This window comes from [Scytonema hofmanni] UTEX 2349 (genome assembly GCF_000582685.1).
In the GTDB taxonomy this organism is placed as follows: domain Bacteria; phylum Cyanobacteriota; class Cyanobacteriia; order Cyanobacteriales; family Nostocaceae; genus Hassallia; species Hassallia hofmanni.
Genome location: NZ_KK073768.1, coordinates 4,194,224 through 4,209,823 on the forward strand (window position 1 = coordinate 4,194,224; position 15,600 = coordinate 4,209,823).

The 15,600-nt window shown below is 40.8% G+C and carries 11 protein-coding genes; 3 read left to right on the top strand and 8 right to left on the bottom strand.

The genetic code is table 11. The features are described from left to right. Nucleotides 1-8 precede the first annotated feature (8 nt). A complete protein-coding gene (locus tag TOL9009_RS0123855; protein WP_051503011.1) occupies nt 9-1,352 on the bottom strand; it encodes an ABC transporter substrate-binding protein in 1,344 nt (447 codons plus the stop codon). 101 nt (nt 1,353-1,453) lie between these two features. Here TOL9009_RS0123855 and TOL9009_RS0123860 point away from each other — a divergent pair, with 101 nt between their 5' ends. Together TOL9009_RS0123860 and TOL9009_RS0123865 are read left to right on the top strand one after the other, a co-directional pair. After that, the gene (locus tag TOL9009_RS0123860) at nt 1,454-2,212 is read left to right on the top strand and encodes a YebC/PmpR family DNA-binding transcriptional regulator (protein ID WP_029635222.1); all 759 of its coding nucleotides are present in this window, start codon (nt 1,454-1,456) and stop codon (nt 2,210-2,212) included. 185 nt (nt 2,213-2,397) lie between these two features. Beyond that, nucleotides 2,398-3,648: an FAD-dependent hydroxylase gene (locus TOL9009_RS0123865; RefSeq protein ID WP_029635224.1), complete on the top strand. Its 1,251-nt coding sequence runs from the start codon at nt 2,398-2,400 to the stop codon at nt 3,646-3,648. 411 nt (nt 3,649-4,059) lie between these two features. Here TOL9009_RS0123865 and TOL9009_RS0123870 read toward each other — a convergent pair whose 3' ends face one another. Together TOL9009_RS0123870 and TOL9009_RS49610 are read right to left on the bottom strand one after the other, a co-directional pair. Further along, on the bottom strand, nt 4,060-4,824 hold the full coding sequence (locus TOL9009_RS0123870) for a slipin family protein (protein WP_029635226.1): 765 nt from the start codon (nt 4,822-4,824) through the stop codon (nt 4,060-4,062). Between the two features lie 29 nt (nt 4,825-4,853). After that, nucleotides 4,854-4,976 (bottom strand): hypothetical protein, encoded by a 123-nt coding sequence (locus tag TOL9009_RS49610; RefSeq protein ID WP_260675934.1) that lies wholly within the window; start codon nt 4,974-4,976, stop codon nt 4,854-4,856. A gap of 520 nt (nt 4,977-5,496) precedes the next feature. Here TOL9009_RS49610 and TOL9009_RS0123875 point away from each other — a divergent pair. Continuing rightward, nucleotides 5,497-7,713 (top strand): lytic transglycosylase domain-containing protein, encoded by a 2,217-nt coding sequence (locus TOL9009_RS0123875; RefSeq protein ID WP_029635228.1) that lies wholly within the window; start codon nt 5,497-5,499, stop codon nt 7,711-7,713. A gap of 164 nt (nt 7,714-7,877) precedes the next feature. Here the strand turns inward: TOL9009_RS0123875 and TOL9009_RS0123880 are convergent, their stop codons facing one another. The 5 genes from TOL9009_RS0123880 to TOL9009_RS48515 form a co-directional block, all read right to left on the bottom strand. Then, nucleotides 7,878-8,138 (bottom strand): DUF4926 domain-containing protein, encoded by a 261-nt coding sequence (locus TOL9009_RS0123880; protein WP_029635230.1) that lies wholly within the window; start codon nt 8,136-8,138, stop codon nt 7,878-7,880. Nucleotide 8,139: 1 nt separating this feature from the next. Then, a complete protein-coding gene (locus TOL9009_RS0123885; RefSeq protein ID WP_029635232.1) occupies nt 8,140-8,469 on the bottom strand; it encodes a DUF6883 domain-containing protein in 330 nt (109 codons plus the stop codon). Between the two features lie 19 nt (nt 8,470-8,488). Continuing rightward, nucleotides 8,489-13,600, bottom strand: coding sequence for a WD40 domain-containing protein (locus TOL9009_RS0123890; protein ID WP_029635233.1), 5,112 nt, complete (start codon nt 13,598-13,600; stop codon nt 8,489-8,491). Next, nucleotides 13,567-14,907, bottom strand: coding sequence for a P-loop NTPase fold protein (locus TOL9009_RS0123895; protein WP_029635234.1), 1,341 nt, complete (start codon nt 14,905-14,907; stop codon nt 13,567-13,569). Before TOL9009_RS0123895 ends, TOL9009_RS0123890 begins: the two co-directional genes overlap by 34 nt. A gap of 493 nt (nt 14,908-15,400) precedes the next feature. Next, nucleotides 15,401-15,600, bottom strand: a 200-nt coding sequence (locus tag TOL9009_RS48515; RefSeq protein ID WP_221928653.1) for a hypothetical protein, incomplete at its 5' end; no start/stop codon positions are given.

Consider the following 15,600-nt stretch of genomic DNA (forward strand, 5'->3'; position numbering starts at 1 on the left):
ATTTGCGCTTACTTGAAAATTAGATCCAAACGTTGCTGTGATGCTTTCAATGCTTCTTGGGGTGAACTTTTACCCAGCATGACAGATTCTATCGCTCGACCTAAAGATTCGGAAACTCGATTGTAACCGGAAAAAATGGGACGCGATCGCCCATATTGAGCCTGATCCAAAAATACTTTCATTGCTGGGTCTTTTTTGACAAATTCCTGATATTTTGCACTTTGACGTGATTTCAAATTCATCGGTAAATAACCTGTTCCGATTGCCCACTCTGTCTGAAACTCTTCACTCAAAACATACTCAATAAATTTAAACGCCGCTTTTTCTTGCTCTGGTGTAGTCTTAAAAACGAACAGATTCTCGCCGCCAATGTTCGTAGCAGGGCGTTGGGCGACGGGAATGGGAAAAACGCCAAAATCGACATTAGATAGATTAAATTGCGCTAAAGTCCAGCTTCCAGTCAATTGCATCGCTACTTTACCAGCCAGTAAAGCGTCTGTCTCATAACCGCGTTCTGCACCAGATAATATCGCTGAACCGTCACTAATTAAATCACGCCAAAATTGCAAACCTGCGATCGCTCCAAAATTCTCCATCAAATCAATCGCTGCCGCATTTTGAGAATCACCACCCACCAATTCACCCCCAGCACTCCACATAAACGGCAACCAAACAAACACCGTAAATTCACCTTTTCCCAAAGGTAATAACATACCATGTTGGTCTATCTTGCCATCACGGTTTTTATCAATAGTTAACTTCTTCGCAACTTGCCGGAACTCTTCCCAGGTCTTGGGTAACTCTGTAATCCCCGCTGCTTTGAACAAACTCGGACGGTAAAAAACGCCAACACTATTAGTACCAAAAGGCACAGACCAAATCTTGCCGTTAAGTTCCATCGTGGCAAACAAAGCCGGGTCAATTTCGTTTTTTACCGCTGAAGTTTCCAGCATTTCATCTAAAGGTAAAAGCGCATCCAGTTCAACTAATTGACCGGCAATTGTCGGATTAAACCACAACAAATCGGGTGTGGCATTTCCCACCACAGCAGCCAAAATCTTCGGCATTTGTTGATCTGATTGTCCGGCATAAAGCGAATGGACTTGAATATCAGGATGACGTTGATTAAACTTATCTACTAGCTTTTGCAACACATCTCGATTTTGTGATGGATTCGCTCCTTGCCATAATGTGACATGGACGACTTTCTGCTGAGTCAAGTTTGTAGAATTAATTTGACATCCCGTTAAAGTGAGAACCGCTAAGAGTAAAATTAGTAAACGGATGGCTGTCTTGAAAATAAAGGTTGGTAAAGACAGAATTTTATGGTTTGTGGTGTGATGCGATCGCATGGGCAAGTTTATTGTAAATTCTCTTCTTAATCTTCTTTGCGCCTCTGCTACGAGTGCGTGAGACAAAATAATAAAGTCTAGCGTATTAACAAGTTTAGATTATGGCAGGACATAGTAAATGGGCAAATATTAAACGCCAAAAAGCAGTAGTAGACGCAAAAAGGGGTAAAACCTTCACTCAGGTGTCACGGGCAATTATAGTAGCTGCCAGAAGCGGTGTACCAGATCCGGCTCTGAATTTTCAACTTCGCACAGCGATTGACAAAGCGAAAGCTGCGGGTATACCGAATGAAAACATAGAACGAGCGATCGCCAAAGGTGGAGGTAGTTTCGGGGGAGATAACACCAGTTTAGAAGAAATTCGTTACGAAGGTTATGGTCCTGGAGGTGTCGCAATCTTAATTGAAGCTCTCACAGATAATCGTAACCGTACAGCCGCAGACTTACGCGTAGCTTTTAGTAAAAATGGCGGTAATTTGGGTGAAAGTGGTTGCGTTAGCTGGATGTTTGAGCAAAAAGGCGTGTGTGTGGTACAAAATGTAGTTGATGAAGAACAGCTTTTAGAAGCATCTCTCGAAGCCGATGCTGAGTCTTATGAGATGACTGAGGATGAAATGGTGGAGGTGTTTACCCAGGTAGCAAATTTAGAAAACCTGAGTCAAACCTTGAAAGCAAAAGGTTTTCAAGTAACGGATGTAGAATTGCGCTGGATTCCCAGTAATAGTGTAGATGTTACCGAGCCAGATCAAGCGCGATCGCTTCTCAAATTAATTGATACTTTAGAAGGCTTGGATGATGTTCAAAATGTCACCGCTAATTTTGATATGGCAGAACAACTCATGACTGCGAACATGACTTAGTGTATTAGACATCTCCCGAAAAGATGTAGAGACGTAGCACTGCTACGTCTAATCAAGGTTTTCGGTTTTATATATATACTTCATTAAATCTGCTGAATGCGCGATCGCTACTTGATCCCGCTAGCTGTTGTTGTCAAAATGAAGAAAGATGAATAATCTTATTGTTTCTTTAATTTTTCTTAACAATGGCGCTGACTCAAACCCTTTCCCCAACCCAAATACCCACAGAAAAGCTGGGATATGAATATGATTTAGTGATTGTTGGCGGTGGGATAATTGGCTTAACCCTAGCCGCTGCGTTGAAAGATTCTGGCTTGAGTGTGCTGCTAATTGAAGCGAGAGTAGAATCAGCAGCGGTAGCGAAAGGACAAGCTTACGCAGTGCATATGCTTTCCGCCCTAATTTACCAAGGAATTGGTATTTGGGAGAAAATACTGCCCCAAATCGCTACTTATCGCCGTGTTCGCCTTTCTGATGCCGATTACCCAAATGTGGTAGAATTTTCCACAACCGATATCGGAACCTCAGATTTGGGTTATGTGGCAGAACATCAAGCATTGTTGCAGCCATTGCAAGAGTTTGTCAAAGAATGCCCAAATGTAACTTACCTTTGTCCAGCGGAAGTGGTAAACACTCAATATCAGCAAAATGTAGTCGCCATTGATATCAAAATTGCTGGGGAATTGCGGACAATACGTAGTAAATTATTAGTTGCAGCTGATGGAGCGCGATCGCGTATTCGTGAAGCCGCAAAAATCAAAACTCATGGCTGGAAATATTGGCAATCATGTATTGTCGCATTTGTCAAGCCAGAAAAACCGCATCATGATACGGCTTACGAAAGATTTTGGTCTAGCGGTCCGTTTGCGATTTTACCTTTACCGGGAAACCGCTGTAGAATTGTCTGGACTGCACCCCACGAAGAAGCAAAAGCTTTGTGTGCCTTAGATGACGAGCAATTTTTAAAAGAACTAACTCAGCGTTATGGCAATGAAATGGGTAAGTTAGAATTACTAGGCTCGCGCTTTGTTTTTCAAGTGCAACTAATGCAAAGTTCCCGCTATGTTCTCCCCAGATTAGCATTAATTGGTGATGCGGCGCATAATTGTCATCCCGTCGGTGGACAAGGTTTAAATCTCGGCATTCGTGATGCAGCAGCGTTAGCCCAAATATTAGAAGAAGCGAAAGCAAAAAATCAAGATATCGGCGACATTCGTATTTTGAAACGTTATCAAAGTTGGCGTCAACGAGAAAACCTAACAATTTTAGGTTTCACCGATTTGTTAGATCGAGTGTTTTCTAACAACTTCTTACCAATAGTTTTAATTCGTCGCTTCGGTTTATTAACTATGCAGAAAGTACCTTTGCTAAAAATATTCGCTCTCAAGTTAATGATTGGCATGAAAGGACGTACACCCAAATTAGCACAACGCTAAAACTAGATTTAAACCTAAAACACTCTCCTGATTCGTAGTGAGCGGTTTACCGTTAAAATCCTTGATTTGAACGGCTAATCAGGTTACTACGTTAAGGAGCGTTTATTTATGCCCATCTACTTATAGCGTTTCCTAATCACATGAAGTACATCATAGCCCCCTCCCTGCTTGCGGGGAGGGGGTTGGGGGTGGGGTTCTTGTACCTCACTCAACCGACAACCGCTATATACCAATTTAATATGAAGACCCATAGAAAGAACCCCACCCTAACCCTCCCCGCAAGCGGGGAGGGAACCGGATTTTCCCTTCCATGAAGAGCGGGGAGGGGCTTCGCGGGGAGGGGTAAAATTATATACAGCTTCACAAGTAATTGGTATTAAGTATCGGCTAATTATCCAAATCAGATTGACTCTACTCTTGCTTCTGAATAGAATCTGACAAATTCCTCGCCAAATTCATAAAATCTGAAGGCATCATTATCAAGGTAGTTGTGTTGTTTTCTGCGCCTATTTCTGTTAGCATTTGCAATCTTCGCAATTCTAAAGCTGCGGGATTTTGCATAATCGCTTTGGAAGCTTCAGATAACTTAATTGAGGCTTCTTGTTCTGCGGCAGCTTTAATTATGCGAGCGCGTTTTTCGCGAATTGCTTCGGCTTCTTTTGCCATTGCGCGTTGCATTGCTAGGGGAATTTCCACATCTTTCATATCTACCCGTTCAATGACGATTCCCCACGGCTCAGTGATTTCGTCTACAATTTCTTGTACTTTGGTATTAATTTTGTCGCGATTTTGTAAAACATCATCTAAGATATTTTGACCCACAACGTTGCGTAAAGTAGTCAGAGCAGTTTGATAAACAGCAAATTCGTAGTTTTCTACTTTATTAATCGCTTTGGATGGGTCAAGAATTCGGTAATAAAGAACCGCATTCACTTTAATTGTGACGCTATCTGCCGTTACAGTTTCTTGAGGTTCAACATTGACCGTTTTCGTGCGAATATCGATTTGGGCTTTTTGGTCAATAACTGGTAATATCCAATATAATCCAGGTCCGCGAACTCCATTTATTCTTCCCAGTCGAAAAATAACCCCGCGTTGATATTCTCGGTCTATCTTGAATCCAGATGCGGCAAGGAATATTAAAAAAGCAAAAAATGTACCCGTAAGTGGTCCCATTTTGTCACCAAACTAATATCTAAATAGCTCTATTCTATACCTTTGATAGATGTACTGACAGCAGTTATATGATGAATGTAGGGAAAATGGCGATCGCCTAGGTTGGGGCTTTGCCCATCGCATTTCGTAACCAAAAGCGCACATGCTGCCATTAAATCTCCCCTAAATAGCTATCATGAATTGCATACACCAATAAAGAATTCAACTACCTCGCCCTGAAAGGGACGAGGATTGCTAAGAACAAACTTAGCGACGCAAGTGTTGAATAGCCCGCTGAGACTAGTTGCGGTTAAAACTTCCGAATGCTTCCCTAGTTCGGAAATACTTTAAGACCTTTTGTTGGGTCGTTGCGTAAAGGCAAGCCATCTGCAATTAGTTGGGCGAGGGGACAAATTACGGGTTTGCTGGTTCCTGGGATTATATCCATTTAAAAACCAGCATTTAAATATAAAGCCGTCTGACAAAGACGGGGTTTCAGACCCAAGGAGTTTGGATGAAAATTTTTACCCCTCTTCATGAACCTGTATCGCTAATAACTGAATAAACGCGATAACATAACATACAAGTTACTTAGACAAAATCAAAAGTCTAAAAAAATTAAAAATTGGTGATTCTGTCCACTAGTAGTGCTAAAGTTTCAAGAAATTCATCTGAAATTTTCAGCCGATATCAATGCTGAAGAAGTTACAGAAAAGACAAATTTATCTAATTTCGGGTGCAGGACTGTGTGCCTTATTGCTTGGCGCTATGGTTAGTGCTCCGGAGATCGGAAAATCTGTGGGACAATGGATAAAACTGTCCAAAAGTCCACCGGAACAGATATCTGAAGCAAGCAAAGCCAAATCAGTTGTGCTACCGCTGGTGTCACAATCGCGACAAGAACGAGCAGGAAAACTAGAAGCGATCGCCAAAAACTCCAAATCGCTAGATAGAAATCGCGCTCGTTATCTTTTGGCAAGTGATTTGATTGAAAGCAAAGACGCCAAAAAAGCGCTATCGTTACTCGAAGGACTGGAAAATGATTATCCACTACTAGCACCCTATGTTTTGCTGAAACAAGCACAGGCACAGGATTTATTAGGTAAAGACGGTAATGCCTCAGATATTAGGCGAAAAGTGGTGAGGCAGTATCCCAAAGAAGCTGCTACAGTCAAAGCTTTGTATCTGATTGCCCTACCAGATACCCAAGAAGCTGCGATCGCTCAATTTCCTTCCCATCCCCTAACCTGGGACATCATTCGCAAGCGGTTAGTAGAAAATCCCAATCAACCCAAATTAGAATTAATCCTGGCAAAATATAGTTTTGACCAACCAGGAATAATTACCGTGTTGGATCGCTTAGTTAGTAATTCTACAGATCCAACACAAGTGGAAGCCGAAACTTCCCTCAAACCAGAAGACTGGGAGATAATTGGTACAGCTTACTGGGAAAACAACGAATTTACCAAAGCAGCAGCAGCTTATGCCAAAGCAAGCAAAACACCCCGCAACCTCTACCGCACTGCACGGGGATTGCAGGTAGGTCAAAAAAAAGAGCAAGCGCAAGCTGTTTATCAGCAACTGGTACAGCAATTTCCCGAAGCGACAGAAACCGGTACTGCTTTGATGCGTCAAGCAGAAATGGTAAAATCATCTTTAGATGCTTTACCATATCTTGACCGAGTAATTGCGAAATTTCCCACATTAGCTGGTGCCGCACTCATAGAAAAAGCGAAAATTCTCGACAACAGCAATAAAAAAGCAGCAGAGGCAGCACGGCAATTACTGATAACCAAGTATGCGAATTCTGAAGAAGCGGCAGAATATCGGTGGAAAATAGCCCAAGATAAAGCTGCATCAAAAGATTATCAAGCTGCATGGCAATGGGCAGAACCAATTACTACCAACAACCCAGATAGTATTTTGGCACCAAGAGCCGGCTTTTGGGTAGGTAAATGGGCTACTAAATTAGGCAAACAGCAAGAAGCCAAAGCCGCGTATGAGTATGCGATCGCTCAGTATCCTTACTCTTATTATGCATGGCGATCGGCAGCAATTTTGGGGCTAAATGTTGGCAACTTTAATAATGTCCGTCAGCTTAATCCAGAAGTAGTTTTATCTGGGCGCCCAGTACCTCCCGCAGGTTCGGAAACCTTCAAAGAATTATATCTGTTAGGACAAGACCGTGACGCCTGGTTGCAATGGCAAACAGAATTTGTCAACAAAATGCAACCAACGGTAGCAGAGCAATTTACAGAAGGTTTGATGCGGTTAGCACAAGGAGATAATCTAATAGGAATTGATAAAATTTCTAAATTAGAAGACCGAGAAAAACCAGATGAACTTGCTCAATATCAAGCTCTCAAACAACAGATTACTTATTGGCAAGCTCGTTATCCTTTTCCTTATCTCAACGAGATTGAAAAGTGGTCGCAACAGCAGAAAATAAATCCTTTGTTGGTGACTGCTGTGATGCGTCAAGAGTCTCGGTTTCAGCCAAAAGTTAAATCTACTGCCGGTGCTACTGGTTTGATGCAAGTTTTACCGAGTACAGCTAAATGGATTGCACCACAAATCAAGTTGGATGCTCAAAAAATTGACTTGGAAAATCCGAGTGAAAACATCATGTATGGTACTTGGTATTTGGATCATACTCATGAGCAATATCAAAATAACTCACTGTTAGCGATCGCATCTTACAATGCTGGTCCTGGTAACGTTAGCAAGTGGTTGCAAACTTTATCAAAAGACGATCCAGATGAATTTGTCGAAGCAATTCCCTTTGACGAAACTAAAAATTACGTGCGTCAAGTATTTGGTAACTACTGGAATTATCTGAGACTTTACAACCCTGAAGTTTCTGCCACTGTGACAAAATATTCAGCCGCACATCCGGAATTACCGAAGTAAGGGACAAGGGGGATAAGGAGGATAAGGGGGACAAGGAGGACAAGGAGGAAAATTTTCTTTCTTGTCTTGCCGTTTCCCCTTCCTAATTGCACAAAGAAAGTAACGAATTAAATTCCTAAATACCCTGTGTTTAAAAACGCGCTCATTTTTAAGCAAAGCTGTACTTAAGCAATTGCCAATTCATAATGCAAAACTAAGAGTTCATCTGCTGTCAAGGTAGCCATCGCATATTCACGTCCTTGAGTGTCAGCAAATTCGACTAAATAATAACATTCTTCTCCTTGCTCATACACTTCTAAAATCGTTCCTACTTGTCCACTTGGTAAACTTTCAATAGAAGTAGAATCTGATTCCACTAGGGTTAAACGCTCTATTGAAATTGGGTTGAGTAGAGCAACAGTAGCCAAAAGTTTAAGTTTTTTCATATTATTTAATAAATGCAGAAATCAAACGTGGATTGGGATTTTTCGAGGTGATTTCCCAGATTGTACGCAGTTGAACTCCATCTGTATCTGGCACTATCCAATCTACCTTAAACTGTTGACCGAATGCTGTAGTATCTTGCTGGACAACTTTACCTTCAAGCGCTGCTATTTGCACAAGCTGTTGCAAAATCTCAGCATCTTCAACTGTGATTCCTAGAACTGAGGCAAAAACTCTAGCTTTGTGCTTCCCACTGGGATGGTCTGGGTTCAAGCAATAACCGATTAGCTTTTGCATTGAGATTTCTGCTTGCTCCCCATTCGGTAATTTCATCCACTTTTCCACTTTCTGATCAAGGAGAACACAAAGCGCGATCGCTTTTTGTCACTTTCGGGTTGGTCTTTAAATAATCATGTAGCAAATAACAACTTTGTGACAGTAAATTCTCTAGTTTTGTCGAAGTCAAGTTCTGGAGAATCAAGTTACCTTTGTTACTACCACTAGCTAGCAGTCTGCCGGTCGGACTGAAACTAACACTGGTAAACTTATTTTTACGGGCTTTCAAAACGATCGCTAAACTACCGTTGCGATTCCAAAGTTTGATATTATCATCGCTAGCTGCTGCCAAAGTCTTGCTGTCAGGGCTAAAACTAACGCTTTTGAAAGAATCCCCAGAACCCTCAAAAATTTTGCTTGGTGTACCATCCAGCCGCCACAGTCTCACCGTATTATCATCACTAGCTGATGCTAAAAGTTGACCATCGGGGCTAAAAGTCACCCAATTAACGACGTTTTCATGTCCAATTAAGGTGTTAACTAAAACACCATCTCGGTTCCACAACTTAACTGTTTTATCATCACTAGCTGATGCTAAAAGTTGACCATCGGGGCTAAAACTTACCCAATTGACTGCGTTATTGTGTCCTTTTAAGGTTTTTAAGAATTTACCATCCACACCCCAAAGTTTGACGGTTTTATCCTTACTAGCTGAAGCGATAATTTTACCATCCGGCGACCAAGCTACGCCTAATACCACATCATCATGTCCGATTAAGGTGTGAATAAGTTTACCGTTTAGGTTCCATATTTTCACGAATTTATCTTTGCTGGCAGAAGCGATATTTTTACCATCTGGGCTAAAACTTACACCCCAAACTTGCCCCTGATGTCCTGCAAAGCTGCGAATCAGTTTACCATCTCGCTGCCACAGTTTAACTGTTTTGTCGCCACTACCGCCGGCGATGAGACTTCCGTCAGAGCTAAAACTGATACTAGTAATCCAGTCACTATCCGCGTTGGGGTTTCCTTGTCGCAAATCGTTCCAATTCCACAACTTGATAGTTTTGTCTCGACTTGCAGAAGCAATAATGCCATCGTCTGGGCTAAAATTAACGCTATTCACCCAATTGCTATGTCCCCTCAAGGTTCCTAATTGCATCCCATCAGAAGTCCAGAGTTTGATGGTTTCGTCGCTACTGGCTGAAGCGATAAATTTACCATTATGGCTAAAACTGATACCAGTAATTCCCCCACTGTGTCCCGGCAAAGTTTGCAGTAGTGTACCTTCGGGACTCCAAAGTTTGATGGTTCTGTCTTTGTCCAAACTACCGGAGGCAATTATTTTACCATCCGGCGACCAAGCGAGGCTCTTGACTGCATCGCTGTGTCCTGATAATATTTTTATCAGCTTACCGTCTAAATTCGAGAGTCTGATGGTTTTGTCAGCACTTGCAGAAGCGATTATTTTACCATCTGGCGACCAAGCTACGTCTAAAACTGGTTTTTCATGCCCTAATAAAGTTCTCAGCAGCTTACCGTCTCGATTCCACAACTTTACGGTGCGATCGCTACTTGCAGAAGCGATTATTTTACCATCGGGGCTAAATGTAGCACTATTTACCCCACCCTGATGTCCTGATAAAGTGATTGATTGTAAGGTTTTCAGATTCCACAATTTTACTGTTTTATCTTGACTAGATGAAGCGATAAGCCCTCCGGGCATGGCTCCGCTTACCGCCTTTCCATCAAGACTAAAATTAACGCTATTAACTACGTCTTCATGTCCAGACAAAGTTTTGAATATTGTACCATCTGGATGCCAAAGAATAATAGTTTTGTCAGCGCTGGCAGAAGCGATTATTTGACCATCAGGGCTAAAGATGACGCTATTTACCCCAGAGCGGTGTTTTTCTAAACGATTGCGCTCTCCTACCTCATTAACTGCCTGATAGAGGGCTGATTTTACCTGCTGTCTGGTGTCGGAATCTACCCAAATTGCTTTTTGCAATTTTCTACCTGCATTTAAAGCTTCTTTTAATGCATCAATACCCTTATCGGAGGCAAACAGTGCTTCACTTGATGCACTAATCGTTTTAATTTCGCTATTTCTTGCACTCAAAATTGATGATGTTAAAACTGCGATTGCTGTGATTGCAACCGCAAGGGCAAATTGCAGAGAATAATTAACTCTAACTTCACTTTGCCTTTGTTTTTCTTTACTTTCTGCTAGTTGAGTTTTTAATTGTTTTTCCTTTAATTCTGCTTGTAATTGTTCAATTTCTACCCGACTCATTTCTTCACGCTTGCGTAACTCTTTCAACTCGCTGACTAAATCTAATCCTTGCTGTAAATTGTTACCCACCAATTTTGCTTGCTGCTTGTTCTGCCTGAGTTCGCTATTAAGTCGGTCAATTTCAACTTGACTTTGTTGTACTTTATTGCGTAGTTGGTTTAATTGCAGTTGCAAGCTTAATTCTTGCTCTTGCAAGTCGCGAATCAAATCTACTAAATAATCATGAATTAGTTGATAGCGTTCGGGAACATCAGCAAATAAAACTACTAACCCAGAATGCACTAATATTTCCAATATCAAATCTAATTTTTCTGGATCTTCTAATTCTTCTAACTCTATTGCTAATTGAGCGCGAGTTTTAAAAGGTCTTTGATTGTTTTTGTCTGTTAATAAATATAAAACCAGTAGTGCCGCACGTTCATTTTCTTTGCCGCAATCTTGGATAAGTTCTTTAATATATCGTTCAATTAAGCGATTTGGTCGATATGGTTGATATCTTTCTAAACTAGTAATTCTTTCATCTTGAAGTTGCGCTCCTGCTACTTGCAATTCAATGGGACGAACTTCTCCCAATTCTGCCGATAAATCTTTTATCAATGCATCAATCAAAGCAGGTTCTAAATATGTATGCGATCGCTCTGTTAAACGCTGCACCACAATTTTGGCATCTGCGGGAGAAAAGTTATTTAATGGATAACGAATATTCTTATCCAGAATGTTCTTATTAATCGCTTCTAATTCCGATAAATGCTTAAACTCTAATAATCGGTGTAAATAATCTTCTCGCAAAGAAAGAATAACTTTGACAAAAGGGATATTTAAAGCTTGACTAATAAAAATATCAAACTCTTGCTTTTTCTTTCTATCTGTAGATCCAAAGAAGAATTCTTCAAATTGATCGAAAATTAAAACTGTGATTAAATAGTTCTTGGCATTTTCTTGTAATTGTTCTTGAATTTCGGCAATTGTGGTTGGTGTTACAGGAAAAGGTAAAACTTCTGCTTCTTTTTTAATTCGCGTCTGTGCTGATGATAAAGATTTTCCTAATTCTCCCACCCAATCATCATATAATTGTAATACCACAGGTACGGCAATTTGATCGCCGATCGCTCGATTTTGTAATGCAGGCACTAAACCCGCAGTCACGGTAGAACTCTTACCCACACCAGATGGACCGTGAATCACCGTCAGCTTTTGGTCAGCGCGGCTAATTCTGCCAATTAAGTTATTTATATCACCTTCGCGACCAGAAGCGGCAATTTCTAACGCGACGCTGCTACTTCCTAAAGGTGAAAGTAAAGCTGGATTTGTCGCTTGTCTTTGTGGTTGCAAACGTCCTGCACCAATAAAAGCGCGAAAACCATATTGCTGTTCCACAGAACGACGTTTTTGACGAATAGTAAAAGCTTCTAAATAACGACCTTCTTCAAAATAAAGCGATCGCAAAGACCTTAAAAGGCGAATATAACGATGAGGATCGTAACGATGGTCGCTAGTTTCTAACGCTTCGTCAAGATTCTCACTTGCCATTTTTAACTGTTCTAAAGCGATTTTTTCCTCACCCAAATTACGCTGTGCTTTCGCTAAAAGCAAGCGATAACTTTGCTTTAACAGTAAGGGAAATATGCTTGGATTCGAGTCGCTATTATCTTTTGATTCGTATAATTTCCACAAACTAACTCGTGCATATTGACTCGCTTGTGACCAGCGAAATCCCTGCACGGCAACTTGTGCTAAAAAACCATAATCACAAGCTGATTGTATTTGCGTCCCATAAGTTTGATGCAATTCCAAAGACTTTTGAGCAACCATTTGCAATTCTTGCCACTCTTGCAGATGTTGCAAAACTTCCGCCAAATCCCCAATAAATTGCGCGACTACATCCGGACGTCCACTTACTTGTAAAACATTCAAGCATTCTTGAAAATAGGATTTAGCTGACTGCCAATAGCGGCGATTTTCGGCATAATTTCGTTCCGCTAAAAGGCAACAACACAACCCAATATAAAATAATAATACCCCTTGCCGTAGTAGGGGTGAAGTGTGGCTGTTAACGATATCTAACTGCGAGCCAAATAAATCGGGGATTCTAAATTTATCGCTTAGTTCACTCTGGTTTCCCGATAATTCCTTCCAACATCTTAAGCTTTCTTGGAAATGCTCTAAAGCGGAATTTATGCGATCGCTTACATAATCATCTAAACCAAAAACAAATTCTAAACTAGCATTTAATTCTGGTTCTAAAGAGATACCATGATTTTGCAACTCTTTAATTGCATACTTCAGTTCATAGCTATGCTCCCAAACTTCCTCTACAGTGCAATGCCAATCTGCTTCACGTTCTTGACGTTGTATAGCACGAGTATTTAAAACTGTAGCGAACAGAGAATCAGTTTCTTTTTGCAAAAATTCCAGCAACTGAGTTGAAGTCATTTCAAACCTAATTGGTGTCGCTGCCCAACTTGCGAAATCTGGTGCTAAACGTAATAGTTTTTGCTGTACTTCATCATTTGCCCAAAGCACCATTGTAAATGAATGTCTTTTGCGAAACTCATCGCGAATATGATTGATCGCACGCAATAAATCATCGAGTCCTTCCACTGACTCTAAACCCAAAATCATTAATGCTGAAGGCTGCTTTTTGTTTAGTTGTGTATGAAGAGTTGTGTAGAGACTTCTCGCATTATGAGGCAAAACTACCTTTTGAATATCATGTGCTTGGGGAAATACTTCTTCAAGTCGTTGTAGAATTTGCTGTTGCAAAACCTTATAATTGCAGCAAACTACAACCACAGAAAATTGATTGCCAGAGAGAGCGATCGCCCTCCCCAAACTTTTAAATGAACTTTCGTTATCTGTTATGATACTTGTCTGCGGTTTTCGTTCAACCATGATTGAAATTTTTGCGTTTCTGCTAAAACTGGGTTGACCGCAAACCAAACTCCTTGATGATCGCGGTATTCAAAGACAAACAAACTTCTTAACAAAGTGTGATATTCGATATCACCTCGAACCCGCTGTTGTTGCACCACTTGAAAAATTAATTCCCACTCGTGCGGATCGATTGCGTTAGCACGATAATCACGCTGTCTTTGAATCACAAGTTCCACACAATCGCGATCAAAAGGTGGATCTTGTTCTCGCAAACAGTCGTACAACAATCCTAACAAGTCGCGTACATGACCACCGCTGATTAGACACAACCGATCTAAAGTTTCCTGACTGTCAAACACCTCTGTTATCAAGTTTAACCTTTCTTGTGCGTGAATATCAGGGAAAGCTCTAGCTAAAACCATTTGACGCATCAAAGTTAGTCCGGGAGCGTAAACCTCCCCAGTTCGCGATCGCACGGGTATCATCGGCAATACTTTAGGCGCCACACCACCACCTAAGCGTTGCTGTAGTTCAGCGCTATCGTTAGAGAAAGTTAAAGCTAAAGGAATAGTGTAAACTACATGACAGTTGAGTTTACGTAACTGTTCACCACGTTGGATAAATAAATATTCTGGCAGCGATCGCCCAGATGGTAAAGGTCTAATTGCCACTCTGTCCAAATTATCGACAATGACAACTAATCCTTTTTTACCTCTAGCTTTGAGTTCAGAGTTCGCACGGTCTAGAAGTTCTGTATTAATTGACTGTAAAATATTTCCCGTGCGAGGTTCGAGATAATCGCGTAATCGGCGCCGTAATTGCGGACTTTCTTTAGTTTTTGCCGTAATTTTTGCAATCCCAACAGACAATTCAGCTTCATAGTCTAAGTCAATTGGTGTTTGCATGAAGTCTATAACTTCCGTAAACAACTTAGCAAAATAGCTGGGTTTGATGCGGATTTTGATTGCTTCTAGACTTTCACTCACCTGACCAGCGATCGCTAGTAAAATATCAGTTACATCTACATCTGCCATTTCTAAGACATGAGTAGACTCAAAATAAACCACATGAAATTTTTGCTCTTCTAACTCAGCTTGAAGTCGCAACAACTCGGTTGACTTTCCAGAGCCAAGATGACCTGTAAATAGTTGACAGGTTGCGATATCCGGTGATATTCTCGTAATGGTACGCTGCAAAGCTTCGATAATTTTACCACCCCGTACTGAGGCAAAATCAATATAATATCGGCGATCGGCAGCATTTCCCATCATTAGAGGTCTGCTCGGATTGCACGCTTGATAAAATCTTTCTAAATCTAGGAGCATAACTAATCCATTTCACTTAGGGAAAGACGAGGATTGCGAAAACGTCTGAATAACTAACTATATTTATATCTGCTGGGTAGTAATTCTTGCCTAGTCTGCGAATATCCCTCTTAAAATACAAACTATATTGTCATTCTTCCGGATGATTTTTCAGTTAGTTTTGTCAAATTACAACACTTTTATGAGAGAAATCTTAAGTATTAATACTGGAATAATTCTCAATAAGAATAATTTCTTCAGAGAAAAATCTTCTCTTAGAAATTCTAAAAATATCCACTAGAGAAAAAGGTTATATTGATTACAATTTACAAGTATTCCTTGAGATCCCCGACTTTTTAAAGAAGTCGGGGATCTTGTAGTATTTTTTGATAACGTTTTTCACAGAAAATCAAGGCAGATGAAATAATTTTCGTTATCGTATCTTATTTAACAGTTTTGTCACTCAATATATGTTTTATTAGAAAACAAGGCTTTTTCTCCTAAGTAAGTATATTTATAGCGGTTCTCGGTTGAGTGAGGTACAACAAAACCTCACCCCGATAAAGCTGCGCTTTATCTCCCCTCTCCGAACTCGCGCAGAGGGGTAGGGGGTGAGGTAGAAAAGCAGGAAATGGGATATTATATCATGTCCGGTAAGCATAACACCCGGAACCCCACCCCGCCAAAGCTGCGCTTTAGCTCCCCTCCCCGCCA

What these genes read in the sequence shown, in the direction of transcription:
- TOL9009_RS0123855 (WP_051503011.1), bottom strand. Translation starts at nt 1,352, where the DNA reads ATGCGATCGCATCACACCACAAACCATAAAATTCTGTCTTTACCAACC.
- TOL9009_RS0123860 (WP_029635222.1), top strand. Translation starts at nt 1,454, where the DNA reads ATGGCAGGACATAGTAAATGGGCAAATATTAAACGCCAAAAAGCAGTA.
- TOL9009_RS0123865 (WP_029635224.1), top strand. Translation starts at nt 2,398, where the DNA reads ATGGCGCTGACTCAAACCCTTTCCCCAACCCAAATACCCACAGAAAAG.
- TOL9009_RS0123870 (WP_029635226.1), bottom strand. Translation starts at nt 4,824, where the DNA reads ATGGGACCACTTACGGGTACATTTTTTGCTTTTTTAATATTCCTTGCC.
- TOL9009_RS49610 (WP_260675934.1), bottom strand. Translation starts at nt 4,976, where the DNA reads ATGGCAGCATGTGCGCTTTTGGTTACGAAATGCGATGGGCAAAGCCCC.
- TOL9009_RS0123875 (WP_029635228.1), top strand. Translation starts at nt 5,497, where the DNA reads ATGCTGAAGAAGTTACAGAAAAGACAAATTTATCTAATTTCGGGTGCA.
- TOL9009_RS0123880 (WP_029635230.1), bottom strand. Translation starts at nt 8,138, where the DNA reads ATGAAAAAACTTAAACTTTTGGCTACTGTTGCTCTACTCAACCCAATT.
- TOL9009_RS0123885 (WP_029635232.1), bottom strand. Translation starts at nt 8,469, where the DNA reads ATGAAATTACCGAATGGGGAGCAAGCAGAAATCTCAATGCAAAAGCTA.
- TOL9009_RS0123890 (WP_029635233.1), bottom strand. Translation starts at nt 13,600, where the DNA reads ATGGTTGAACGAAAACCGCAGACAAGTATCATAACAGATAACGAAAGT.
- TOL9009_RS0123895 (WP_029635234.1), bottom strand. Translation starts at nt 14,907, where the DNA reads ATGCTCCTAGATTTAGAAAGATTTTATCAAGCGTGCAATCCGAGCAGA.